This is a genomic window from Actinoallomurus sp. NPDC050550 (assembly GCF_040655075.1).
Lineage (GTDB): Bacteria > Actinomycetota > Actinomycetes > Streptosporangiales > Streptosporangiaceae > Actinoallomurus.
On the sequence record NZ_JBFAJC010000007.1, the window covers coordinates 1 to 24833 of the forward strand.

The 24833-nt window shown below is 72.4% G+C and carries 24 protein-coding genes; 16 read left to right on the plus strand and 8 right to left on the minus strand.

Going from position 1 to position 24833, the window contains the following annotated elements; all coding sequences use genetic code 11:
* The first annotated feature begins 344 nt into the window (after nt 1–344).
* The 4 genes from AB0I04_RS11945 (at nt 345) to AB0I04_RS11960 (ending at nt 3901) form a co-directional block, all read left to right on the plus strand.
* Nucleotides 345–1049, plus strand: coding sequence for a GntR family transcriptional regulator (locus AB0I04_RS11945; RefSeq protein ID WP_360882428.1), 705 nt, complete (start codon nt 345–347; stop codon nt 1047–1049).
* A gap of 197 nt (nt 1050–1246) precedes the next feature.
* A complete protein-coding gene (locus AB0I04_RS11950; RefSeq protein WP_360882430.1) occupies nt 1247–1903 on the plus strand; it encodes a maleylpyruvate isomerase N-terminal domain-containing protein in 657 nt (218 codons plus the stop codon).
* A 158-nt stretch (nt 1904–2061) separates the two neighbouring features.
* Complete coding sequence (locus AB0I04_RS11955; RefSeq protein ID WP_360882432.1) at nt 2062–2220, plus strand: hypothetical protein; 159 nt, start codon at nt 2062–2064, stop codon at nt 2218–2220.
* Between the two features lie 70 nt (nt 2221–2290).
* Nucleotides 2291–3901, plus strand: a complete 1611-nt coding sequence (locus AB0I04_RS11960; RefSeq protein WP_360882434.1) for a transposase — start codon at nt 2291–2293, stop codon at nt 3899–3901.
* A 33-nt stretch (nt 3902–3934) separates the two neighbouring features.
* Here AB0I04_RS11960 and AB0I04_RS11965 read toward each other — a convergent pair whose 3' ends face one another.
* Entirely contained in the window at nt 3935–4981 is a 1047-nt protein-coding gene (locus AB0I04_RS11965; protein WP_360882436.1) for a hypothetical protein, read from the minus strand.
* A gap of 133 nt (nt 4982–5114) precedes the next feature.
* On the opposite strand from AB0I04_RS11965, the gene AB0I04_RS11970 reads away from it, so the two are divergent.
* A complete protein-coding gene (locus AB0I04_RS11970; RefSeq protein WP_360882438.1) occupies nt 5115–5744 on the plus strand; it encodes a TetR/AcrR family transcriptional regulator in 630 nt (209 codons plus the stop codon).
* 84 nt (nt 5745–5828) lie between these two features.
* On the opposite strand, the gene AB0I04_RS11975 is transcribed toward AB0I04_RS11970, so the two are convergent.
* Nucleotides 5829–6530, minus strand: coding sequence for a WYL domain-containing protein (locus AB0I04_RS11975; RefSeq protein ID WP_360882440.1), 702 nt, complete (start codon nt 6528–6530; stop codon nt 5829–5831).
* Between the two features lie 93 nt (nt 6531–6623).
* Entirely contained in the window at nt 6624–7535 is a 912-nt protein-coding gene (locus tag AB0I04_RS11980) for a glutaminase (protein ID WP_360882442.1), read from the minus strand.
* A 158-nt stretch (nt 7536–7693) separates the two neighbouring features.
* Between AB0I04_RS11980 and AB0I04_RS11985 the strand changes: the two genes are divergently transcribed.
* Entirely contained in the window at nt 7694–8086 is a 393-nt protein-coding gene (locus tag AB0I04_RS11985) for a hypothetical protein (RefSeq protein WP_360882444.1), read from the plus strand.
* On the opposite strand, the gene AB0I04_RS11990 is transcribed toward AB0I04_RS11985, so the two are convergent.
* From AB0I04_RS11990 to AB0I04_RS12005, 4 genes are all read right to left on the minus strand, one after another.
* Entirely contained in the window at nt 8074–9084 is a 1011-nt protein-coding gene (locus tag AB0I04_RS11990; protein WP_360882446.1) for a cation diffusion facilitator family transporter, read from the minus strand. The two genes, AB0I04_RS11985 and AB0I04_RS11990, sit on opposite strands and share 13 nt — an antisense overlap.
* A 48-nt stretch (nt 9085–9132) precedes the next feature.
* Nucleotides 9133–9756, minus strand: coding sequence for an amino acid-binding protein (locus AB0I04_RS11995; protein ID WP_360882448.1), 624 nt, complete (start codon nt 9754–9756; stop codon nt 9133–9135).
* A 41-nt stretch (nt 9757–9797) separates the two neighbouring features.
* Nucleotides 9798–11246 (minus strand): ATP-binding protein, encoded by a 1449-nt coding sequence (locus tag AB0I04_RS12000; protein WP_360882450.1) that lies wholly within the window; start codon nt 11244–11246, stop codon nt 9798–9800.
* Between the two features lie 163 nt (nt 11247–11409).
* Nucleotides 11410–12087, minus strand: coding sequence for a response regulator transcription factor (locus tag AB0I04_RS12005; protein ID WP_360882452.1), 678 nt, complete (start codon nt 12085–12087; stop codon nt 11410–11412).
* Nucleotides 12088–12258: 171 nt separating this feature from the next.
* Here AB0I04_RS12005 and AB0I04_RS12010 point away from each other — a divergent pair, with 171 nt between their 5' ends.
* The 3 genes from AB0I04_RS12010 to AB0I04_RS12020 all read left to right on the plus strand — a co-directional run bounded on the left by AB0I04_RS12010 (nt 12259) and on the right by AB0I04_RS12020 (nt 15704).
* Nucleotides 12259–13389, plus strand: coding sequence for a sigma-E factor regulatory protein RseB domain-containing protein (locus AB0I04_RS12010; protein WP_360882454.1), 1131 nt, complete (start codon nt 12259–12261; stop codon nt 13387–13389).
* Between the two features lie 61 nt (nt 13390–13450).
* On the plus strand, nt 13451–14437 hold the full coding sequence (locus AB0I04_RS12015) for an ABC transporter ATP-binding protein (protein ID WP_360882456.1): 987 nt from the start codon (nt 13451–13453) through the stop codon (nt 14435–14437).
* The gene (locus AB0I04_RS12020) at nt 14424–15704 is read left to right on the plus strand and encodes an ABC transporter permease (protein ID WP_360882458.1); all 1281 of its coding nucleotides are present in this window, start codon (nt 14424–14426) and stop codon (nt 15702–15704) included. The genes AB0I04_RS12015 and AB0I04_RS12020 overlap by 14 nt, the downstream gene beginning before the upstream one ends.
* Here the strand turns inward: AB0I04_RS12020 and AB0I04_RS12025 are convergent.
* Nucleotides 15694–16716 (minus strand): PHP domain-containing protein, encoded by a 1023-nt coding sequence (locus AB0I04_RS12025; RefSeq protein WP_360882460.1) that lies wholly within the window; start codon nt 16714–16716, stop codon nt 15694–15696. The two genes, AB0I04_RS12020 and AB0I04_RS12025, sit on opposite strands and share 11 nt — an antisense overlap.
* 100 nt (nt 16717–16816) lie before the next feature.
* Here AB0I04_RS12025 and AB0I04_RS12030 point away from each other — a divergent pair, with 100 nt between their 5' ends.
* From AB0I04_RS12030 to AB0I04_RS12060, 7 genes are all read left to right on the plus strand, one after another.
* Entirely contained in the window at nt 16817–18091 is a 1275-nt protein-coding gene (locus tag AB0I04_RS12030; protein WP_360882462.1) for a sensor histidine kinase, read from the plus strand.
* 27 nt (nt 18092–18118) lie between these two features.
* Nucleotides 18119–18778, plus strand: coding sequence for a response regulator transcription factor (locus AB0I04_RS12035; RefSeq protein ID WP_360882464.1), 660 nt, complete (start codon nt 18119–18121; stop codon nt 18776–18778).
* A 210-nt stretch (nt 18779–18988) separates the two neighbouring features.
* Nucleotides 18989–19900: an alpha/beta hydrolase gene (locus AB0I04_RS12040; protein ID WP_360882465.1), complete on the plus strand. Its 912-nt coding sequence runs from the start codon at nt 18989–18991 to the stop codon at nt 19898–19900.
* Nucleotides 19901–20207: 307 nt separating this feature from the next.
* Nucleotides 20208–21398, plus strand: coding sequence for an acyltransferase (locus tag AB0I04_RS12045; protein WP_360882466.1), 1191 nt, complete (start codon nt 20208–20210; stop codon nt 21396–21398).
* Nucleotides 21399–21707: 309 nt separating this feature from the next.
* Complete coding sequence (locus tag AB0I04_RS12050) at nt 21708–22829, plus strand: helix-turn-helix domain-containing protein (protein WP_360883173.1); 1122 nt, start codon at nt 21708–21710, stop codon at nt 22827–22829.
* A gap of 91 nt (nt 22830–22920) precedes the next feature.
* A complete protein-coding gene (locus AB0I04_RS12055; protein ID WP_360882468.1) occupies nt 22921–23856 on the plus strand; it encodes an ACP S-malonyltransferase in 936 nt (311 codons plus the stop codon).
* Nucleotides 23853–24818 (plus strand): beta-ketoacyl-ACP synthase III, encoded by a 966-nt coding sequence (locus AB0I04_RS12060; protein ID WP_360882470.1) that lies wholly within the window; start codon nt 23853–23855, stop codon nt 24816–24818. Before AB0I04_RS12055 ends, AB0I04_RS12060 begins: the two co-directional genes overlap by 4 nt.
* The last annotated feature ends 15 nt before the right edge of the window (nt 24819–24833 follow it).

A 24833-nucleotide genomic window follows, 5' to 3' on the forward strand; every position in this document is an offset into this window, starting at 1 on the left:
CACCACCGCTTTGCTCTCTTACCGCCGGTGCACCCCGCCCCCTTTGGGGGCGCCCGCCGCGGGTCTCCGCCCCCACCCCGCCGGCGGCCCCCCCCCCAACCCCACGTCGCTGTTGGTCATCGGTGACCGTGGTGCTGGTGACGGTGAAGGAGGCCGCCTCGGGGAGGCGGGCGAAGGGGTCGTTGGCGCTCATCGCGTCGTTCCTTTCAGGCCGTGCTGTGGGATGGCGGTGATGCGACCGACGAAGGGACCGACGCGGCGCGTCGAGGCACCCTCGTCGCCTTTCACCAAATCGACTATAGCGCCGATAATCGATTATCTGTCGAATCGTCTATGATGATGGCATGACGCAGACGGCCCACACCTCGGCATCGTCGGGGAAGCAGATGCTCTCCGAGCAGGTCTACGCACACCTGCGGGACGCGATCATGCGCGGGGACCACGCCCCCGGCGACGCCCTCAAACCGCAGGACCTCGCCAAGGAACAGGGCGTGAGCCTGGCCGTCGTACGCGAGGCGCTCGTGCGGGTGGTCGGCGAGGGCCTCGCCGACCGGCTGCCCAACCGCGGCTTCGCCGTCCCGACCTTCTCCGACCGCCGCTGGCAGGAGATCGCCGAGGCCCGCCGGACCATCGAACCGGTCCTGCTGCGCATGTCCATCGAGCGCGGCGACGTCGACTGGGAGGCCCGCGTGCGAGCCGCCCACCACCGTCTGGCCCGTACCCCGGCGTACGCGCCGGAGGAGGGCGAGTACTACACCGGCGAATGGTCCAAAGCCCATCGGGTCTTCCACCGCACCCTGCTGGAGGGTTGCGGCAACCCCGTCCTGCTGGAGACCTTCGACCGGATGTGGACCGCGAGCGAACTGGCCCGCCGCTGGTCGGCGCACCGTAGCCCCGACCGGGACGGCGCCGGCGAGCACCGCCGACTGGAGGAGGCGGCGCTGGCCCGCGACGCCGACACCGCGGCCGAGGTACTGGCCCAGCACCTCACCCTGACCGCGGCCGCGCTGACCGGCTGTGCCCACCACGAACCCGCGAAGGAAGCCTGACGGGCGGGGCAGCCACTGGGCCGCCCACGACGCCCCCGATCTGCTCATCGGCGACATCCGCCGGTTCTTCCGCAAGCTCCGCTGACTCTCCCCCGGCGATCCGCCGACGTGGGGACCGGCCGCCACCGCCCTGTGCGGCCGGTCCCACCGTCCAAATGTGGTTGTCCGCCATTCCGGCGCCGCCCTACCGTGCCGGTGTGGATCTCTTCTCACGCTCTTGGGCGGCGTTGCGTACGGCGGTCGCCGAACTCTCCGACGAGGACTTCGCACAGCCGTCCGGCTGCACCGGCTGGCTCGTACGGGACCTGGTGTGCCATCTGATCATCGACGCCCAGGACGTCCTGATCACCCTCGTGACCCCCGCCGAGACGGAACCGACCCGCGACGCGATCACCTACTGGCACGTCAGCCAAGCACCGCCGACCGGCGATGACCCGCTCGACGCGCTGACCGTCCGGCTGGCCGCCGCGTACGAAGAGCCCCGGCTGCTCAAGTTCCACCTCGACGACGTCGGCTCCGCCGCCGGCCGCGCCGCCGAACTCGCCGACCCCGGCCTCCGGGTCGGCACCCAGGACGAGGTCCTCACCGCGGGCGACTACCTCTCCGCCTACATCCTGGAATGGACGCTGCACCATCTCGACCTGGTCGCGCACCTCCCGGACGCGGCCGGACCACCCGCGGAAGGGCTCGCCCGGTCCCGCGCGATGCTGGAAGAGATCGCCGGGACCGCCTTTCCCACGTCGTTCTCCGACAAGGACGCGCTGCTGGTCGGCACCGGGCGACGCGCCCCGACCGACGTGGAAAAGGCCGAAGTCGGCGAACTCGCCGCGAAACTCCCCCTCGTCCTCGGCTGAGGCTTGCGCGGGCGGTTACGGCCGCCCGCCCAGGCCGGCGAGGTCGACCGCGTCGGCCATCGCCCGATATCCGGCGTCGTGAACTGATCTCCCGCCGGCAGTGGGAGCTGCGCCGACGGCACCTCTGGCTACCCAGGGCCGTCTCGTTCACTCGCCCGTTGCTCGTCCCCAACATGATGGCGCACACCGAGTGGACCCTGCGCGCGCTCGACGGGCTCGGGCTGCTCATGGCGACCCGGGCCCGAGAGGCGCTCACGCTGCACGCGCTGCTCGTCTCCGCCGCTCTGTCCATGGCGGACGAGGTCGAAGCGGATTGATCCGGACGAGGGAGCGTGCGGTATCGCGGACCGGCGCTGGTTTGTCGTAGGTACATGCTGTAATCGCTTCGTGCCTCGACGTGTTGATCCGGATGCGACCCGGGCGGTGCTACGCACCGCCCGGGTCGGCCTGCGCCTCACGCCCGGCCAGCGGGAGCGGTGTTTCGGGCTGCTGGTCTCGGCCGGGGACGTGTGGGCATGCATGCTGGACATGAACCGGTGGCGGCGTCAACGTGGCCTACCCGCCGTGGTGTCGTATCAGGCGTTGTGCCGGGAGTTGTCGGCGGCCGGTCCGGGCACGTTCGGTGAGCTGGACGCTCAAGGTGCACGGTCAGTGCTGCGCCGGTACAGCGACGCCTGGTTCGCCACCGCCAAACGCCGCAAGAACGGTGACGCCTCGGCCCGGTTCCCGCGCCGCAAACGCCGTTTGATGCCGGTGCGGTACTACCACGGCACCTTCACCCTTGAGGATCAGCGGTTACGACTTCCGGTCAGTCGCAGATGCGCTCCGTTGTGGGTGCGACTGGACCGGGAGGTGCCCTACCCGGTGGAGCAGGTCCGGTCGGTCACCTTGCTGAACGAGGGCGGCCGGTTGTTCGTCGAGGTGACCGCCGAAGTCCCCATCACCACCTACGCGCCCGGCTCCGAGCCCGACCCGGACCGGGTGGCGGGGGTCGATCCGGGAGTGATTCATCCGTTCGCGGTGGCCGGACCGGACGGGGAGGGACTGGTGGTGTCGGGGCGGGCGATCCGCGCCGAGTCCCATCTGCACCTCAAAGACACCAAATACCGCCGCCGTACGATGGCCGCTCGGGCCCCGAAGCCGGGGCAGGCCGGGTCGCGGCGGTGGCGCAAGTACCGGGCCCGGCAACGGAAACTGGAGGCCCGGCACAAACGGCGGGTCAAGCAGGCCCAGCATGAGGCGGCCAAGACCGTCGTCGAGTGGGCCGTGCAGCGCCGCGTCGGGACGCTGGTGGTCGGCGACCCACGCGGCGTGCTGGACCTCAAGGCGGGGCGGCGGCACAACAAACGCCTCCGCGACTGGCGGGTCGGCTATTTGCTCCGCTGTCTGAAGGACAAGGCCGAACAGGCCGGGATCCGGGTCGTCCTGGTAGATGAGCGTGGGACGTCTTCGACCTGCCCGGCCTGTGAGCGGCGGGTGCCCAAACCCACCGGCCGGATCTTCAGGTGTATGCATTGTGGTTTTGCTGGGCACCGCGACCTGGTCGGCGGCGCCAACATCGCCCGGCGTGGACCGGGCGGCACCATCACCACCAACAAGTTCCCGGTGGTGATAATGCACCGTCGAGCCGGACGGCACCTCCCCGGTACCGGACCAGCCCGGCGTGACCCCAGACGACGCCCCCATCACGGCACCGTCAACGGGTCCATTGGCCGGCCGCGGCCCGCCCCACCACCCGGTGGGGAGTCGCTCGCCCCAGGCGAGGATCAACCAACACGGTCGATACACGACCAATGTTGGTTGACGCGGCACTATTACTGGCCGGATTGGCAGGAGGCGGCGAGGACCCGCCTGATCGAGACGGACAACATCGCGCTGCTCTTCGCGCGTCTCGACCCGGACGGGCGACGCTGGGAAACGTGGAAGATCTCTCCGGGCGGCGGGACGGCGGCACCGTACGCGTCATCCACGGAGCCGGATCCGTCGGCGAACAGTTGATCCACGTCCCACCCCTCGGGCGGCTCCGCATCTTCACCGAGCGTACGGTACGTGGCCGGCCGTCCTGGCGGCGTAGTGCTCGGCGAGGGCGGTGAACGCGAGCTTGGGCTCCCACGGCAGGTCGGGATACGTCCGGCCCAGACGGTCGTCGAAGACCTTCACGACTCCGTACGAGGCCAGGTCCAGGTCCTGTCGAGGGCCGCTCCGGTGCGGCAGGTGGTACGACGCGAACGTGCACACCAACGCGGTGTCCACGCCTTCGGCTTCGAAGATCTCGAGTAGCTCGCGCAGGCAGGCGGCCTGTTCGGACTCGTCGCGGACGTAGTCGCCGTCGAGGCGGACCGGGGTGGTGCCGTCCCATTCGACGATGTCCCCGCCGTGCGCGCCCTTGTCCGCCGCGCCCCGGTAGGCGGTGCAGCCGAACTCGGTGATCGCGACCGGCTTTCCCTCCGCGACGAGCGCGCGGACGCCCTCGCGGAACCGGCCGGCGATTTCGATCGTGCGATAGAGGTCGACCGACACAAGGTCGAACGGCGTCCAGTCGACGCGCTCGAACGGGATGGAGGCGTAGGTGACCTTGCCGCCGAACCGTCGGCGGACGACGTCCACCGCCCTGCCGAGGAAGTCGTTGATGCGCTCGGGGAGCGCCGCGAGCAGCTCCCGTCGCTGCGGGTCCGGTGCGGTCAGCAGGGTCTCGATCCGGTCGGTGCAGACGTCGCCGGGCAGGAAGCCCTTGGTGAAGAGGCTCAGCTCCGCGCCGGTGACGAACACGACCTCGGCGCCGCGCTTGCGGAGCCGCTCGGCGCGTTCGGCGCAGTCGGCGAGGAAGTCGAGCAGCTCGCCGGTGGTCAGGTCGCAGGTGAACGGCGAGAACCAGACCTCCAGCCCGAGGTCGGCGGCGTGGGTGGCGGCGATCTCGAGCCGCTCCGGGTCGCCGCCCGTGACGCGGACGGTGTCGCAGTGCAGGTCGTAGCGGATGACGCTCATCTCACGCCACACCACCTCGGGGTCGAAGGATTCGCGAGTGCTCATCCCCAGGTTGATGAAACCGGTGTCGTACCCGATGCCGTAGCGCCGCATTGGTGCGTCCTTCCGTGCTCAGAGCCGTCGGCGTCGACGGCATTTAGGGTACCAACCGTACCGTATGGCTCAACTTAGCGAAGGATGGACGCGGGCACTAAGGTACGGGTGGTACCCGAACGGAGAGGGAGGCATGGTCGGCGATCCCACCGCGACATCTGGCGGCTCGAGGCGGCGCGGGGCGGTCCTGGAGGAGGCGATCCTGAGCGCGGCGGCCGACGAACTGCTCGAGTCCGGCTATCCCGGACTGACCATGGACCGGGTCGCCAAGCGGGCGGGGACGAACAAGAACGCCATCTACCGCCGCTGGCCGAACCGCGCCGCGCTCGGCGTCGCCGCGTACCGCCGGCTGGTCACGGCCCGGACACAGCCTCCCGACACCGGCGAACTGCGCGAAGACGCGCTGACGCTGCTCCGCCGCATCAACTGCGACCTGTCCTCGCCCGAGGGCGAGATCCTCCGCAGCCTGCTGTCGAGCGTCGGCGACGAGCCGGAACTGCTGGCGGAGCTGCAGGAGCAGGCCGCGGACGGCGGCTCGGCCGCGTGGCTCACGATTCTCGGGCGCGCCGTGGCGCGCGGCGAGGCGCCCCCGGAGGCCCTTCACCCGCGGGTCGCCACGGTGGCCCTCACACTCCTGCGCAACGAGTACGTCACCCAGGGACTCGGCAGCGTCCCCGACGGCGTCCTCGTCGAGATCGTCGACGAGGTCTACCTCCCGCTGATCCGCGGACGTGGCCCGGCGAGAAGCTGCGATCACCACTGATGACCGAAATGTCCGAAAGACGCCTGCCCTTCGTCCGAGCAGGTCATTGCCCGGCCGTATCGCATGCCTTCGGGCGCGCGCCGGTCAGTCGAGCCGGAGGGCGCCTGCCATGAGGTCGGCGATCCTGGGGTCGGCCTGGGAGTAGTCGCGGGGCGGCGCGATCTCGTCCAGCAGCACGGCCTCCCTGATGCGGTCGATCCGGAAGATCCGCGGAGCGTCGCGAAGCCGGCACCAGCCGATCAGATGCCAGTCGCGCGCGCCGGCGACGAACGCGACCGGCTCCACCTCGCGGCGCGTCTCCGTGTCGTCGCGGCCCGCGTAGACCAGCCGCACGACCTGGCGCGTGGCCACCGCCTCCTCGACGATGGCCGCGACGGGCACCGCCCGGGTGCCATCCGCGGGCACCAGGCCACGGATGCTCGCGGCGAGCCGGCGGTCCTCCGCGCCGTCCGCCGCCGACATGGCGGCCACGATCTTCAGCAGGGCCGTACGGCCCGAGTGGGCGAAGGGGGACGCACCGTCGGCGCCCACGGCCGTCGCGAGCGCGACGGCCTCGGCCGGGGAGAGCACGACCGGCGGCAGCGTCCCGATCGTGTCGAAGAAATAGCCGCCCCCGGCCGGGTCGGCCTTGATCGGAACACCGGCCTCGCGCAGCTCCTCGATGTCCCGCTCGATGGTCGGGGCGTCGACGTCGAAACGCCGGGCGAGTTCGCGGACGGTGTACGGCCGGGGTGCGCCCGCACGAAGCTCGTCGACGAGGGCGAACAAGCGGTCCGTACGGGTCACGAACCGACCGTAGATCACGAGTCCGGCATTTCAAGCTGACGCGCCGGTTGGGTCACGGTAGCCCCAAAGTTCCACCTTCGACCTCGAGTACCGTCAGAACACCGACCAGCCGGTCAGGGTCGTGAAACGGTCGAGGGCCGCGACACCGGCCACCGAGTTGCCGTGCGCGTCGAGTCCGGGGCTCCACACGCACACGGCGCAGCGGCCGGGGACGATCGCGAGGATGCCGCCGCCCACTCCGCTCTTGCCCGGCAGGCCGACGCGGTAGGCGAAGTCGCCGGCCGCGTCGTACGTGCCGCACGTGAGCATGACCGCGTTGACCCGCTTCGCCTCGCTGCCGCTCAGCAGCCGCGAACCGTCGTTGCGCACTCCGCGCCGGGCCAGGAAGGCGCCGGCAAGCGCGAGGTCGCGGCAGCTCATCGTGATGGCGCACTGGCGGAAGTAGTGTTCGAGGACGACCGGGACGGGGTTCTCGAGGTTCCCGTAGCTCGCCATGAAGTGCGCCAGGGCGGCGTTCCGATCGCCGTGGGCCGCCTCGGAGTCGGCGACATCCGGGTCGGGGGCGATCGCCGGGTTCCCGGCCTCGGCCCGGAGGAACTCCAGGACTGCCGCGCCGGCGTCGCCGGTCAGGGTCTGCAGCCGGTCCGTGACGACGAGGGCACCGGCGTTGATGAAGGGGTTGCGGGGCACGCCGTTCTCGTTTTCGAGCTGGACCAGGGAGTTGAACGGGTTCCCGGACGGCTCCCGGCCGACGCGCCACCAGAGGTGTTCGCCGTCGCGGGCGAGGGTGAGCGCGAGACTGAACGTCTTCGAGATGGACTGGATGGAGAACGGGGTCTCCCAGTCCCCGACGCCGTGGATCGCGCCGTCGATGTCGGCGACGGCGATCCCGAACCGCTCCTCTTGCACCGTGGCGAGCGCCGGGATGTACCGGCTGACCTGTCCTTGGCCGACCAGCGGTCGTGCCTGCGCGGCAACCTCGTGCAGGAGGGCGTCGTAATCCATGACCCCGATTGTCCTGGTACGTCGCCGTACGACCGTCTTCGGGGAGAGGTCAGGCCCGCGCGCTCGGTGATCACCCGGTCGGAAGGCGGGACCCGGTGGCGGCGGCGCCGAACCTACCGGAATGATCGGAGCGTCCCCGAGAGATGAGGTGAAGGACGTTGCTCGCGGTTTCGACGGACACGATCCGGGTCTTCCTGCATGTTCTTGCGGCCACGGTCTGGGTCGGCGGCCAGCTGACTCTGGGCGCGCTGGTACCGGCCCTGCGCGGGTACGAGGGTGTGACCAAGGTCGCGGCGCGCCGTTTCAACATGGTCGCCTGGCCGGCGTTCGCGGTCCTCGTCCTCACCGGCGTATGGAACATCGTCGCGCTCCACCACCCGAGCGACGCCTACCGGATGACGCTCAACATCAAGATGGTCTTCGTGGTGCTGTCCGGGGTGGCGGCGTTCCTGCACATGCGATCCACGTCCAAGCGCGGGCTGGCGATCTGGGGCGGGCTGGGCGCACTCGGTGCCCTCGTCGCCCTGTTCTTCGGTGTTCAACTCGGCTGAACGGGTTGATCGCCCGCCGTCCAGTAGGACGGCGGGCGGCCGTACCGCGCGATGACGTGCTCGCGAAGGCCGGCGTCGTCGCGCGGCACGGGCTCCAGGAAGACCTCGAAGACGTCCGGGTGGGCGGTGCGGAGCTCGTCATTGAGGCGTACGCACGCGCGCTCGACGTCGGCGGCGCCAAGGTCGTCGCGGAAGTCCAGCCGGGCGCAGACGAGCACCTGACCCGTGCCGACGGTCATGGTCATCAGGTCGACCAGCGCCTCGATCTCGGGCGCGGCCAAGAGGATGCGCCGTACGCCGCGCAGGATCGCCGGCTTGGCCTGCCGGCCGATGAGCAGGTCGAGGTTGGTCCGGCCGAGGAGGAAGGCGGCCAGCGTCAGCACGACACCGATGAGCAGGGAGGCCACGCCGTCCCAGACGGCGGAGCCGGTGAGCTGGTGCAGGCCGAGGCCGGCGGCGGCGAGGACGAGGCCGATCAGGGCCGCCGAGTCCTCGAACAGCACCGACTTGGTGGTCGGGTCGTCGGTGGTGCGCAGGAACGCCACGAGCGACTGCCCGTTCTCGCGGGCGCCCTCCCGGGTCTGCCGGAACGCCTGCCGCCAGGAGATGCTCTCGAGCACCGCGGACACGGCGAGGACGAGGTAGCCGACGAAGGCGTCCCTCTCACCGGTCTCCTCGCCCATCAGCGCCTGCGCGCCCTGCACGAAGGCGAACAGCGCGCCCATGCCGAAGATGCACACGGCGACGAGCAGCGACCAGATGTAGCGCTCGGTACCGTGCCCGAACGGGTGCCGCCGGTCGGCCGGCCGGGCGCTGCGGCGCAGCGCGGTGAGCAGCAGCACCTCGTTGGTGGTGTCGGCGAAGGAGTGCCCGGCCTCGGACGCCATCGACGCCGACCCGGTGATCACCGCGGCGACCGTCTTGGCCAGCGCGATGCCGAGATTGGCGGCGAGCGCGAGGACGACGGTCAGCCGACTCTCTTGCTGTTCCTCAGCCACGTGCTCAGGGTGTCATGGAGCCTGGTTCGTCGCGTAACCGGCGTTTCGTCACACCGCCGTTCCCACGCCGAGGACGGCCTCGGCCGCGGTGGCCAGCTGGATGAGCCGTTCGATCTCGGTCTGGTGGAACGGCGGCGCGGCCACGCGGGCGAGCAGCAGCGCCTGCCCGGAACGGCCGACCGGGATGAACGCGTAGCGGACTCCGTCCTCGCCCGTGAACGCCCGAGCGCCGGACGCGGGGACGACCGGCAGCGTGAGCGGGTCGGGTGCCTGCCAGCTCGCGTGCACGACCAGCCCGTCCCGGCCCAGCATCGCGGCCCAGTCGCCCCCGAAGATCTTCGGTACGGCCTCGACCAGGGCGATCACCCCGTTCGGCGGGTTGGCGGCCATCTGGCCGACCACCTCGACATCGGCGAAGACGCCGGGCGCCTCATTGGTCTGCCAGACCCCGTCGACCTCGAGGCCGCGCACGGAGGCCAGGGCGTCCCACAGGACGTCCAGCGACGCGCTCTGCGGCCACGAGACGGTGATGTCGTCGACCGCCCGGCCCGCGGAACGTTCCAGCACAACGACCTGCACGATGTCGGCGCCCGCGGCGCCCAGGGTCCGGGCGACGGTCCCGAGCGATCCCGGCCGGTCGGGCAGCCTGAGTCGTACCCGCAAAAGCGGCATACCGCTCACCTCCTGGACAAATAGGCTGCCATAGCGACATTTCAAACATGTTGCTGGCCTATTTCGTCGGGCGGCGACTCCGCCGGCGGAAGGCGTACGACGGCGCGAAGGCCGGGGGACGCGTCCTCCAGGTGGGCGTCGCCGCCGTGGGCACGGGCGGTCTCGCGGACGATGGCCAGGCCGAGGCCGGCGCCACCCTCGTCACGGCTTCGTCCCTCGTCCAAGCGCGTGAACCGGGCGAAGACGCGCTCTCTGTCGGCCGGCCGGATTCCGGGGCCGTCGTCGCACACCGACAACTCCGCCCACTCGCCGGCCCGCGACACGCCGACCCGTACGCCGGTGGCCGCGTGCCGCAGGGCGTTGTCGACGAGGTTGTCGAGCAGGCGCGTGAGGCCCTTGCCGTCACCCTGCACGATCACGGGCTCAGCGGCGTCCACGGTGACGGGGACCCGGCCCGCCGGGTGGCGCTCCCCCGCCGCCCGGGCCAGCGCCGACAGGTCGACCGGCTCGCGCGCCACCGTACGGGCCCCGTGCTCGTCGAGCCGGGCGAGGACCAGCAGGTCGTCGGCGAGCCGGGAGAGCCGCAGCGTGTCGGCGAGCGCGCCCGCCGCCGTCTCCGGCCAGGGCTGGCTGTCCGGGTGGTCCAGCGCGACCTCCAACTGGGCCCGGATGCTGGCGAGCGGGCTGCGCAGCTCGTGCGCGGTGTCGGAGACCAGCGCCCGCTGGCGGGCCTCGGCCTGTTCGAGCCGGTGCAGCATGTCGTTGAGGGTGACCGCGAGGTCGTGCACCTCGTCCCGCGCCTCGGGCACGGGAAGCCGGCGGGAGCGGGCCGTGCCGCTGATCTCCTCCGCGCCACGCCGCAACTCGGTGATCGGACGCAGCGCTCCGCCGATCACCAGCCACCCGGCAGCGCCGAGGAGCACCAGCAGGATCGGCACGCCGACGACCAGCGTACGGGCGACGATCTCCAGGCCGTGATGGACCTGTTCGAACGACGTCGCGGCGACCACCGTCTGACCGTCGCGGGCCGGAAGGGCCACGACGCGCAGTAGATCGGGCATCCCGTACCCGCGCCCGTCGAGGAACCGCGCACGTCCGTCGCGACGCGCCGCCGCCATGCTGCGGGCGTCGAGGAGCGGCACGAGACGGTCGGCGCCCGGCGAGGCCGCGCGGATCCGGCCAGTGGCGTCGACGACCTGGATCGTCATCGTCCCGCCGGTCGTCAGGATCGGATCGGGCAGCCGGTTCGCGTCGATGAGGGTGACGACGTCCGAGGCACTGCGCCGGGCGGAGTCGTCCAGCGTGGCGATCATGGAGTGGCCCACCGCGAAGGCGAAGAGGCGCGCCAGCCCGACCAGCGTGAGCGCCAGGACGACGGCGGACGTCAGCGCCAGCCGCGCCCGGATCCCGCGCCTACCCCACCATCCCCGCAGCCCGCCCAACGCCGCCGATCCGCCCCCCGGCCCCCGCCGCCGGCGACCCCAGGTCACCGAGCCGCCCGCCGCGTCCCGCCGAGCGCGGCCGGTCGCCGACCCGCCCGACGCAGGTTCACCCGACGTCGCCGGTTCGTCCGCCGTCGAGTTGCTCGGCGGCCGTGGACGAGCGCGGCCGGGCGTCTGCTCCGATCCGGTTGGGAGGTCCGGCCCCGTGAGGTCAGCCACCGTCGCCGGCCAGCAGGTAGCCCGCTCCGCGTACGGTCCGCAGAGCGGATCGTACGAACGGCGCGTCGATCTTGCGGCGGAGGTAGCCCACGTAGACCTCGACGGTGTTCAGGTCGGTGCCGTCGTAGTCCTCCCACACGTGTTCGAGGAGCTCGCCTTTGGAAATCGCCTCGTCGGGGCGCCGGATGAGGTACTCCAGCAGCGCGAACTCCCGGGGCGTCAGCTCGATCTCGGTGTCGCCGCGGAAGACCTGGCGCCGTGCCGGGTCGAGACGAAGGTCCCCGGCGGTGAGGACCGACGGCCGCCGGGTGGGGCCGCGGCGCAGCAGCGCCCGCAGCCGCGCGGCGAGCACGACGTAGGAGAACGGCTTGGTGAGGTAGTCGTCCGCGCCGAGGTCCAGGCCGTCGGCCTGGTCGTACTCTCCGTCCTTGGCCGACAGGATGAGGATCGGCACCCAGTTCTGCTCCTGCCGGAGCCGCTCGCACACGCGGTAGCCGGACAGCCCGGGCAGCATGATGTCGAGCACGACCGCGTCGTAGCCGCCCTCCCGCGCCAGGTGGAGACCGTCGACGCCGTCGTACGCCAGGTCGACGGCGAACCCCTCCGCCTGCAGACCACGCCGCAGCGCATCGGCCATCCGCCGTTCGTCCTCGACCACGAGAACCCGCACGAGCGCCCTCCCTCCGTACAGTCTGCGCCCAGGATGACGGGGTTCGGCCCCCGGTGCGTCGTACGCGCGGATGAACCGGATATCCCTCCCGAGGCGTACGGAACTCTCAGCGTCTCCACAGGATCAGCCCGGCATTGTTGCGGTTACTGGAACACGAAGCAGGGGGTCAGCATGGCATCGACGTTCAAGAGTTCGCGCGCCATCCGGTGGGCGGTGCCGGTCGGCGTGATCGCCGTCGTCGGCGCGGCGGCCGGGGCCGGACCGGTCATCGCCGCGGCGCAGGGCAGCCCGTCGCTGCCGCCGAAGACCGCGGCGCAGCTCATCACCGCCGTCCAGCAGGCGCACAAGAACGGGAAGGTCCAGCCGCTGTCCGGCACGGTCGTCGAGAACGCGTCCCTGGGACTCCCGGCACTGCCAGGCGGCGGCTCGAGCACGTCGCCGATGAGCCTGCTGTCCGGGTCGAACACGGCACGGGTCTGGTACGGCGACGAGACGCACGTACGGCTGGCGCTGCTGGGCACGGGCAGCGAGACCGACTTCATCCGCAACGGGCAGGACACCTGGGAGTGGTCCAGCGACCAGAACACCGCCACGTACCGGCGGGTCACCGAGCAGGCGAAGCAGTCCGAGGCCGCCACGCCGTCCAAGACGCCGATGACGCCGCAGCAGGCCGCCGACCAAGCGCTGGCGACGGTCGGCAAGACCACGGACGTACGGGTCGACCCGACCGCGCACGTCGCCGGCCGTGACGCCTACGAGCTGGTCCTCGCCCCGAAGGACAACCGGTCGCTGATCGGCCGGGTCCGGCTGGCGCTGGACGGCAAGACCTACGTCCCGCTGCGGGTGCAGGTGTTCGCGCGGGGCGCGAACAGCCCGGCGTTCCAGGTCGGCTTCACGTCCGTGACCTTCAGCAGGCCCGCCGCCGCGAACTTCGCGTTCACGCCTCCCGCCGGGGCGAAGGTCGTGCGCAAGACCGCCTCCACGGCGGGCTCCGACGCGAAGGCCCGAGCGAAGAAGGTCGAGGCCGGCCGCCGTGCGGCCGACACGTCGACGATCGGCACCGGGTGGACCGCCGTGAAGCGGCTCACGCTGCCGCAGAACGCCCAGCAGAACGCGCAGCAGAAGGACAAGAGCGGCATGATGTCCGCGCTGCAGAAGGCCGCGACGCCCGTGAGCGGCTCCTGGGGAAGCGGGAAGCTGCTGCGCACGAAGCTGGTCTCGGTGCTGCTCACCGACGACGGCCGGGTGTACGTCGGCGCCGTCACCCCCGACGTGCTCGAGCAGGCGGCGGCGCACAAGTGACCACGGCCACTGAAAGCGGGGGCGCACGAGTGATCGCCACAACGGAAGCCGGGGCGCGCGGGTGACCGCGGCCATCGAAGCGGGGGCGCCGGTGTCGGCGCCCCCGCCGCCCGCCGAGGACGACGCGATCGCCACCCGGGGGCTGACCAAGAGGTTCCGCGGCGGTCAGGTCGCCGTTGCGGACCTGGACCTGACGGTCCCCCGGGGATCGGTCTTCGGCTTCCTGGGCCCGAACGGCTCCGGGAAGACCACGACGATCCGGATGCTGCTCGGACTGATCTCGCCGACGACCGGCAGCCACGCGCTGCTCGGCGTGCCCATGCCGGACGGCTGGGCGACCGCGCTACCGCAGGTCGGTTCGCTGATCGAGGGGCCGGCCTTCCACCCGCACCTGTCGGGCGAGGCGAACCTGCGCCGCTGTGACGCCGCCGACCGTACGGCCGACCCTCGCACGTCGCGCCGCCGCATCGGCGACGCCCTCGAACGCGTCGGGCTGACCGCGGCCGCGGGCAAGCGCTACAAGAACTACTCCCTCGGCATGAAGCAGCGGCTGGGGATCGCGGCGGCGCTCCTGCGGCACCGGGAGCTACTGATCCTGGACGAGCCGACGAACGGGCTCGACCCGCAGGGCACCCGCGAGGTCCGCACGCTCATCCGGGAGATCGCCGCCGACGGCACCACCGTGTTCGTCTCGTCTCACCTGCTCGCCGAGATCGAGCAGGTCTGCACGCACGTCGCGGTGATGCGCACCGGACGGCTGGTCACGCAGGGCGCGCTCGACGAGTTGCGGGCGGGCACCAGTGCCCGGATCCGGGTGGAGACCCCGGACTCCGGTACGGCGAGCCGGGTGCTGACCGGCCTTGGCCTCGCCGACGTGCGCGGCTCGGAAGGCGAGGTCAGTGCCGAACTCGGCGCGCTGCCGTCCGAACGAGTGTGCGCCGAACTGGTCGGCGCGGGCGTCGCCGTACGCGGGCTGGCGGTGGTACGGCCGAGCCTGGAGGACATGTTCGTCGAGCTCACCGGGGAGGGCTTCGATGTCGACGGCTGACATCTCGCAGGGAACGGACCGGGCCGCGATCGCCCGGGAGACGGACGCGCCGACGGCCGAGACCACCGGCCGGGCGACCACCGCGGCGGACGCTCCTCCGGCCGGGGCCACCCACGCGGAGGGCACCCATCCGACCGAGACCACCCGCCCGGCGACCACCGCGACGGGCACCCATCCGGGCGAAGCCACCGACCCGGGAAACGCCCTTTCGGCCAGGGCCCGCGCGGCGGCCACCGCGACGGGCACTCATACCGCCGAGACCACCGACCCGGCAGGCGCCCAACCGGCAGGGGCCACCCGCCCGGCGACCACCACGACCGGCACCCATCCGGGCGAAGCCACCGACCCGGGAAACGCCCTTTCGGCCAAGGCCCGCGCGGCGGCCACCGCGACCGGCGCCCATCCCGCCGAGGCCGACCGCCCGGGAGCCACCGCGACGCCCGTTCGGTCCGCGCTCGGGCTGCGGCTGTTCGGCTCGGAGCTCGGGCTGGTCTTCCGGCGGCGGCGCAACCAGTCGCTGCTGCTCCTGCTCGGCGCGATTCCGATCGTGGTCGGAATCGCGCTGAAGCTGAGCACGCCGCGCGGCGACGATGCCGGCCCGCGCCTGATCACCCAGGTGGCGGGCAACGGCGTCTTCCTGACGGTCGGGGCGCTGTTCTTCGTGCTGCCGCTGATCCTGCCGTTGACGATCTCGGTGGTGGCCGGGGACTCGGTCGCCGGTGAGGCCGGGATCGGTACGCTGCGCTACCTGCTGGCCGTGCCGGCGGGCCGCACCCGGCTGCTGCTGGTCAAGTACGCGACGACGGTGACGTTCTGCCTGGCCGCCGTGGCGACGCTCACCGCGACGGCGCTGGCCACGGGGCTGCTGCTGTTCCCCGTCGGCCCGGTGACGCTGCTGTCGGGATCGACGGTGTCCCTGAGCGCGGGGATGGTCCGGCTTCTCCTCGTCGCGCTGTACATCGCCGCGGGTGTCGCCACCCTCGCCTCGATCGGCCTGGCGGTCTCCACGGTCACCGACAGCCCGATCGCCGCGATCACCACGACCGCCGTCCTGCCGGTGGTCAGCCAGGTGGTCGACGCGGTGCCGCAGCTGGGCTCGGTGCACCCGTACCTGTTCACGCACTGGTGGTACAGCTACGACGACCTCCTGCGGGCACCGATCGTGACCGACCACCTGACCCGCGGGCTGCTGACGTTCCTGGCCTACACGGTGGTGTTCGGTTCGGTGGCCTGGGCGAGGTTCACGAGCAAGGACGTCACCTGCTGACCCAGGCGAGCAGGTCGTCCGCCGTCATCGTGTTGACGATCCGGTCCGGGTCGACTCCGCAGCGGGCGGCCCGCTCGCAGCCGTACGGCTGCCAGTCGAGCTGACCGGGGGCGTGCGCGTCGGAGTCGATCGCGAACCGGCAGCCCAGCTCGACGGCGAGCCGTAGCAGCCGCTTCGGCGGATCGAGGCGCTCCGGCCGACTGTTGATCTCCACGGCGACGTCGTGGGCGGCGCACGCGGCGAACACGCGCTCGGCGTCGAACTCCGACTCCGGCCGCTTGTTCCCGCGCCGCCCGCCGCCCTGGACGATCCGCCCGGTGCAGTGGCCGAGTACGTTCACGCGGGGGTCGGCCACGGCGGCGAGCATGCGGCGGGTCATGTCCCGTCCCGGCATGCGCAGCTTGGAATGGACGCTGGCCACGACGACGTCGAGTTCGGCGAGCAGCGCCGGGTCCTGGTCGAGCGACCCGTCGTCGAGGATGTCGACCTCGATGCCGGTGAGGATCCGGAACGGCGCGAGACGCTCATTGACCGCGGCCACGACCTTCAGCTGCTCGCGCAGCCGCTCCGGCGACAGGCCGTTCGCGACCTTGAGGCGCGGCGAGTGGTCGGTCAGCGCGATGTAGTCGTGGCCGACCTCGATCGCCGCCTCGGCCATCTCCTCGATCGGCGAGCCACCGTCCGACCAGTCCGAATGCGTGTGCAGATCGCCGCGTAGCGCCGCGCGCAGGGCGGCAGCGGCCTCGTCGATCGGCGTGCCCTCCGTCGCCTCCAGGCGGCGCAGGTACGTCGGCGTCTCGCCGCGCAGCGCCTCGGCGATCACCAGCGCGGTCACGCTGCCGACACCGGGCAGCGCCTCCAGCGTGCCGGCCCGCGCCCGCTCGGCCAGCTCGTCCGGGGAGGTCCGCTCCACCGTCTCGGCGGCCCGCCGGAACGCCCGCACCCGGTACGTCGCCTCGTGCGCCCGCTCGAGCAGGAACGCGATCCGCTTCAGCGCCTCGATCGGATCCATGCCCCACTATTACCCGAGGACCACCCCCTACCTGGGTAGCATCCGCGGATCGGTCCTGAGAGGTACGAGGCGGACATGCGTGAGGGCCTACGCTCAGGGCATGGCCGATGCACCACCCGGGACGCTCGCGCGTGCGCTGCGTCCGGTGTTCGCCGCGGTGGCGCAAGGCCGGACGGACCCGCCGGGGCGGCGTCACCGTCGGCTGACGATCCGCGGGGTCTACCTCCCCACCGCCGCCGAGGTGCTCCTCACCCTGATCCTGCTCCTCGCCGGCAACGCGACCGTGCGGTCGTACCACGCCGACTCCGCCCTCACCGTGGTGTCGCTCCTGGGCGTCCTGCCCCTGCTGCTGCGCGGCAGCCGTCCGCTGGTCGCCTGGCGGTGGTCCGCGCTTGCGATGATCCTGTCGACGCTCGTCTTCCGGGCCCCGGCATTGACCGGCGTGCCGTACCTGCCCTGGCTGGGCATCGTCTACCTGCTGTGCCTGTACTCGGTGGCGGTGCGCTGCGAGCGCGCGGTGACGGTCGGCGTGATGGTCATCACCACCGCAGGATGCATCCTCATCGATCCGAACACCGGCGCGTTCGCGCTGCTGTGCGCCGTTCCGATCCTCCTCGGGTACACCGTCCGGCTGCGCCGGACCACCCGGCGGGCGCTGGCCGAGCAGGAGGCCCGGCACGAGGCGGAGACGGCCGTACTGCAGGAGCGGCAGCGGATCGCGCGTGAGCTGCACGACGTCGTCGCCCACCACATGTCGGTCATCGCGATCCAGGCGGAGGCCGCGCCGTACAAGGTCGCCGACCCGCCACCGGAACTGGCCGAGAGCTTCGCCGACATCCGTGCCAGCGCGCTGGAGGGGCTGACCGAGCTGCGCCGGATCCTCGGCGTCCTGCGGACCGACCCTGCGGCCCAGACCGCGCCGCTGCCTGGCCTGGAACGCCTGGAGGAGGTCGTCGCGTCGGCACGCGCCGGCGGCCTCACCGTCGAGACGTCCGTGACCGGGCAGGCGCCGATCCTGCCGGCCGGCGTCGGGCTCTCGGCCTACCGGATCCTGCAGGAGTCACTGAGCAACGTGATGCGGCACGCGCCCGGAGCGTCGGTGCGCGTGGACATCGCGTACGAGCCGGACGTGCTGCGGCTCCGGGTGCGCAACGGCGCGGGGACCGCCCCGGACCGCGTGGCGCGCGCCGGAGGCGGCCACGGCCTGGTCGGCATGCGCGAACGCGCCGCCATGCTCGGCGGCGACCTCACCACCGAGCCGACCGCCGACGGCGGATTCGTCGTGACCGCCGTGCTCCCCCTGGACGCCGACGACCGTACGCACCCGGCCGGGCGCCCGGAGCCCGCGACGCCGGCCGACCGAGCCCGGCCGTAGCCGCCCCCTCGGAAGAAAAAGGGACTCATGAGCATCCGCGTGCTGATCGCCGACGACCAGGGAATGGTCCGGTCGGGCTTCTCCATCCTCCTGAACGCCCAGCCGGACATCGAGGTCGTCGGCGAGGCCGTCAACGGCGAGGAGGCCGTGCGCAAGGCCGCCGGCCTGCGGCCCGACGTGGTGCTCATGGACGTACGGATGCCCGTGCTCGACGGCCTGGCGGCCACCCGCCTCATCACCGAACAGCCGGACCCGCCCGGCATCCTGGTGCTGACCACCTTCGACCTGGACGACTACGTGTACGAGGCGCTGCGCGCCGGGGCCAGCGGATTCCTGCTCAAGGACGCGTCCGCGCAGGAGCTCTCGGACGCGGTACGCGTGGTCGCGGGGGGCGAGGCGCTGCTGGCGCCGACCGTCACCCGCCGGCTGATCTCGGAGTTCGCGCGGATGGGCGCCCCGAAGGGACCGGACCGCAAACGCCTGGAGGGCCTCACGGACCGGGAGACCGAGGTGCTGGGCCTGGTCGCGCGCGGCCTGTCCAACGCGGAGGTCGCCGAACGCCTCGTCGTCGCCGAGCAGACGGTCAAGACGCACGTCGGCCGCATCCTCATGAAGCTGGACCTGCGGGACCGCACCCAGGCCGTGGTCTACGCCTACGAGACGGGCCTCGTACGCCCCGGCGAATGAGGCCCCGCCCCGGACACCGGGCCGGCCTGGTCACCGGGCCGGCCTGGCCCAGCCCGGCGATGATGACGTCTCCGCATAGCGGCTAACGGGCACCGGGGTCATCCCGCCCCCTACCGGAGATGTATCCCTAAGTCCGGTCGCCGGGGGGACGCGGGTGACAACGCCCGGTTCGTAACTTCCTGATCAATCGTTGACCAGGAAGGACGGCCCGTGAACAAGCGCCGGGCGACACTCGCCACACTCACCCTCGGCGGCGTCGTGATCGTGACCGGGGCGGCCGGCGGACGCCCCGTCGCGCCGCCGCCCGAACAGCCGCTGCCCGTGCTGACCGGCCGGACGCTGGCCGCCCGGTACGCCTCGGACCGGATGGCGATCGAGACCGCCGCCAGCCGCGACCCTCGGCTCGCGCCGCTGGCCTCGCCCGGCCGTACGTTCCTGGCGTTCGACCCGCGCGGCCGGGCCGTCGAGGTCGTCGGCGACCTGGCCACGGCCCGCCGCGTGGCGATCCTGGTTCCGGGGGCGGACACCACACTGCGGAGCTTCGACTCCCGGGGCACCGCCTCGCCGGGCGGCGGGGCGCGGGCGGTGCTCGCCGAGGCCCGCCGCCTCGACCCGCACGCCCGGCTCGCGGTGATCGCCTGGCTCGGGTACACGACCCCGGCCACCGTCAGCCTCGACATCGCCACCACCGCCCGCGCCGACCAGGGCGCCCGCGCCCTGCGCCCGCTGGTGAACGCGCTGGCCGCCCGCGGCGTCGCGGTGAGCCTGCTGTGCCACAGCTACGGCTCGGTCGTGTGCGGGCGCGCCGCCCACCACCTGCCCGCCACGGACATCGCGGTGTTCGGCAGTCCCGGCATGGCGGTCTCGTCGGCGGCGGGCCTGCACACCGGGGCGCGGCTGTGGGCCGGGCGGGCGTCCGGTGACTGGACCGCGTACGTCCCGAAGGTGCGGGTCCTCGGGTTGGGCTTCGGCGCCGACCCGATCGGCCGCGGCTTCGGCGCCCGCGTGTTCGCGGCCGGCGGCGGCAGCCACAGCGACTACCTCCGGCCGGGCGGGATCGCCCTGCGCAACCTCGCCCTCATCGCCCTGGGCCGTGGCGCGGAGGTGTCCCGTGGCCGCTGACCCGATCCTCCACCCTCCCGTCCTCGCGCCCCGGCCGGACACGGACCCCGTCGCCCTCCGTCCGGAAGAACGACCGGCCGCTCCCCTGCCAGAAGCAGAACCCGCCCCCTCGAAGGCGCGGTCCCTCGCCCCACACTCGGAAGCAAGGTCCGACGCTCCCCGGTCGGGCGCGGACCCCACCGCTCCCCGTCTGGAAGCACGACCGGCCGCTCCCCGCCCGGAAGCAGAACCCGCCCCCTCGGAAGCGCGGCCCCTCGCTCAGCACCCCGAAGTGAGGCCGGTCGCCCCTCGGCCGGGCGCAGGGCCCGTGGCTCCCCGACCGCTGGCGGGGAGAGGACACTCTCGGGGCGGAGGGCTGCGCGCGCTTGCCGAGCGGGTCGAGGCGGCCACTCCGGAGCACCGTGACCGGGCCGTGGACGCCCTGCGGGCCTTCGGCATCCTCGGGGTCGTCCTCGGGCACTGGCTGGTCACCGCGCTCGTCCCCGCGGGAGCGGCGGACGGCTCCACGCACTGGAACGTGCGCAGCCCGCTGGCGTTCATGCCGTGGCTCGCCCCGGTGTCCTGGGTGCTGCAGACACTAGCCCTCTTCTTCTTCGTCGGCGGGTACGCCGCGGCCAGGAGCCTCGGCCGGAGGAGCCCCGGCGGGTGGGTCCGCGGCCGTCTCGAGCGGCTGGTCCGGCCGGCCGCGGTCCTGGTGGCCGCGTGGATACCGCTCACGATCGTTCTCATCGCGGCCGGTGTGGATCCGGAGCCGCTCGTTCGCCTGATGCTCAGCCCGCTGTGGTTCCTGTGCGTCTTCACCGGCATGACCGCGCTGACCCCGCTGCTCGCCCGGTTCGGGCCGTACGCCGCGGCCGTGGCGGCCGGGACGGTGGCCTGCACCGACCTCGTACGGTTCGGGTTGCACGGTCCCGCGTGGGTGGGCTGGATCAATGTGCCCGCCGGGTGGGCGGTGCCGTACCTGCTCGGTATCGCCTGGGCGAAGGGCGGGCTCGGCTCCCGGCGTACCGCCGTGGCCCTGCTGGCCGGTGGGACGGCGGCGACGGTCGCGCTCGTGACGCTCGCCGGATATCCCGCGAGCATGGTCGGCGTGCCGGGAGCGCCGGTGTCCAATCTGAGCCCGCCGACATCGGCGGCGGTGGCGTTCGGCCTGGCGCAGGTCGGGGCGGCTCTGCTGCTCCGGGACCGGCTGGCGCGCTGGATGCGGCGGCCCCTGGCCTGGCTGCCCGTGGCGCTGGCGAACCTGTCGGCGATGACGGTCTTCTGCTGGCACCAGACCGCGTTCATGCTCACAACGGTGGTGACCCTGCCCTTCGGCGCCCTGCCCGGCCTGCACGACCTGCCCGGTGACTGGACGTGGGTCGCGGCACGGGCGGTGTGGCTGCCGGTGTTCGCCGTCGTGCTCGCCGGGTGCCGGGCGATCTTCTGGAGGTTCGAGAGTCCGAGACGTCGCGGCCTCGCGGCGCCCGGCCTCGGAGCCGGGCGCGACGCCGCCTGACCGACGGCCCCGGGCGATGCGCCCGCCGGTCACCGCGCCGTCGCGGGCGGTGACGCGGACCGCGGCGTCCCGAGCGACCGACGCGCACCCGTACAGTGATCGAGGCGCCCCCGGAGCAGGTCCGATCGGTACGCCCGGCGTCGCGGAGGCGAGCGACGGTCCGGGCGGGCGCCCGCCTGGGCACCGCCGCGGCAGCCGGTGACCTCGGCGGAGGCGGTGCCGCCGAGGCGGCCGATTGGTGGGAGGCTGTTCGTCGTGAAGAAAGACCTCGACATCCGCGAACAGACCACTGAGCGGCTCGAACAGGCGATGGGAACCCTGGGCACCGCCGCGACGGCCAGCATGGAAGAACGACTGCCGTGGTTCCGCGCGATGTCGGCGGAGTACCGGTCCTGGGTCGGTCTGGTGGCCCAGGCCGGCATCGCCGGGTTCGTCGAGTGGTTCAAGCACGAGGAGAAGATCCGGCCGGCGATCGCCGGTGAGGTGTTCGGCACGGCGCCGCGCGAGCTGATGCGGGCGGTGCGGCTGCAGCAGACGGTGGAGATCGTCCGGGTCGTCATCGACGTCGTCGAGGCGCAGGTGAACGAGCTGGCGGCGCCCGGCGGCGAGACGCAGCTGCGGGAGGCCATCCTGCGCTACACCCGGGAGGTCGCCTTCGGCGCGGCCCAGGTGTACGCGCGGGCCGCCGAGACCCGTGGCGCGTGGGACGCCCGGCTGGAGGCGCTCATCGTCGACGCGCTGCTGCGCGGTGAGGTCGACGAGTCGCTGCACTCGTGGGCCGCCGCGCTCGGCTGGGCGTCGACGTCGGTCGCGGTGATGGCGGGCAACACCCCCGAGGACGAGCCCGAGGCCATCATCGACGACATCCGCATCGCGTCCCGCCGGGCGCGCGTCGACGTGCTCGCCGGCGTCCAGGGCAACCGGCTGATCGTCATCGTCGGCGGTGTCGAGGAGGACCCGCTCGCGGCCGCCAAGCCGTTCACGTCGAAGTTCGGCCCGGGCGCGGTCGTGATCGGGCCGCGCGTCGACGACCTGTACGCCGCGACCATGTCGGCGCGCGCGGCGCTGGCCGGTCTGCGGGCGGTGGCCGGCTGGCCGGACGCGCCACGGCCGGTGCTCGCCAGCGACCTGCTCGCCGAACGCGCCCTCGACGGCGACCCGGACGCGCAGGCGTACCTCGTGGAGGAGGTGTACGAACCGCTGCGCGCCGCCGGGGCGCCGCTGCTGGACACTCTCACCACGTACCTGGAGCAGGGCTCGTCGCTGGAGGCCACGGCGCGGCTGTTGTTCGTGCACCCCAACACGGTGCGGTACCGCCTGCGCCGGGTGACCGAGCTCACCGGATACGTTCCCTCCGACGGCCGGGCGGCGTTCACTCTGCGCATCGCCCTTGTTCTGGGCCGATTCGCGGGTCGCTCCAACGGCCTGTGACGGTCTTGTAGGAGTCACACAAGGCTCGCCGCCGGAACTTCGTACCTAACCGCATGCATATGGTGGAGTCCTACAGTGCATGGTTGAGTGCGTGCTCGTCATCGCCGCGCCCGGGCAGGGCGCCCAGACCCCGGGATTCCTGAACGCCTGGCTCGAACTGCCGGGCGTCGCCGACCGTCTCGCGTGGTGGTCCGCCGTCACCGGGCTCGACCTGATCCGGTACGGCACGACCGCCGACGCCGATGAGATCCGCGACACCGCCGTCGCGCAGCCTCTTCTGGTCGCCTCCGCGCTCGCGGCGTACGAGGTCCTGGGCGTGCGTCCGGACGTGACGGCCGGGCACAGCGTGGGCGAGCTCGCCGCCGCGGTGATCGCCGGTGTGATCTCCCCCGAGTCCGCCATGGTGCTCGTACGGGAGCGCGGCCGGGCGATGGCCGAGGCCGCAGCCGTCACCGAGACCGGCATGACCGCGGTCCTGGGCGGCGATGAGGAGGAGGTCCTCGCGACGATCGAGAAGCACGGCCTCACCCCGGCCAACACCAACGGCGCCGGCCAGGTGGTCGCGGCCGGCACGATGGAGCAGCTGGCCGCGTTCGCGGACGCGCCACCGGCCGGCGCGCGGCTGCGGCCGCTGTCGGTGGCCGGAGCGTTCCACACCCATCACATGGCCCCCGCGGTGGACACACTGCGGCGGATCACCCCGGGCATGCCGGTGGCCGACCCGGTCACCCGGCTGCTCTCCAACCGCGACGGTGCGGTCGTGGCAGACGGCCGCGACCTCGTCGCCCGCCTCGTCGAGCAGGTCAGCGCACCGGTGCGCTGGGACTCCTGCATGGCGACGATGGCGGACCTCGGCGTCACGGCGATCATCGAACTGCCCCCTGCGGGCACCCTGGTCGGCCTGGCCAGGCGCGCGCTTCCCGACGTGGAGCGGGTCGCGCTGAAGACACCGGCCGACCTCGACAAGGCGCGCGCCCTCATCCAGCAGGAGACGCGCGTCGGCGACGACACTTTGGAGAACGCGTGACGTCCTTCCAGCTCCGTACCGGCGCCCCCGGGGCGCGCATCCTCGCGTTCGGTCACTACCAGCCGTCCAACGTCGTCACCAACGACGACATCGCCAAGACCGTCGAGACCAACGACGAGTGGATCCAGAGCCGCACCGGCATCAAGCAGCGCCGCATCGCGGGTCCGGAGGAGTCCGTCGTCGACATGGCCGTCCAGGCGGGCGGCAAGGCCCTGGCGAGCAGCGGCCTGTCCCCCGAGGACATCGACCTGGTCATCGTCGCCACCTGCACCCAGGAGGCGCAGATCCCCAACGCCTCGGCGAGCGTGGCCCACCGGCTCGGCATCACCGCGCCCGGGGCGTACGACGTCAACGCGGCGTGCGCGGGCTTCTGCTACGCGCTGTCCAACGCCGCCGACGCGGTCCGCGCCGGTTCGGCGCGCAACGTCCTGGTGGTCGGCTCGGAGAAGCTGTCGCAGTGGGTCGACTGGACCGACCGCTCCACCTGCATCATCTTCGCCGACGGTGCCGGTGCGGCCGTGGTGACCGGCGCCGACGACGCCGCGATCGGCCCCGTCGTCTGGGGCAGCGCCGGCGACATGGCCGACCGGATCTACATCAAGGACCGTACGAGCTTCCTGTTCCAGGAAGGCCAGTCGGTGTTCCGGTGGGCCACGACCGCGCTGGCCCCGATCGCGAAGGAGGCGTGCGAGCGCGCCGGCATCTCGCCGTCCGAGCTCGCCGCGTTCGTCCCGCACCAGGCCAACCTGCGCATCATCGAGGCGATCGCACGTAAGCTCAAGGCCGAGAACGCCGTCGTCGCCGACGACATCGTGAACGCCGGCAACACCTCGGCCGCTTCGGTCCCCCTCGCGCTGTCCCGCATGATCGAACGCGGCGACGTGCCCTCCGGCGCACCGGCCCTGCTGATCGCCTTCGGCGCCGGCATGACCTACGCCGCCCAGGTGGTCCGCATCCCGTAGGGCCGCCACCCCTGA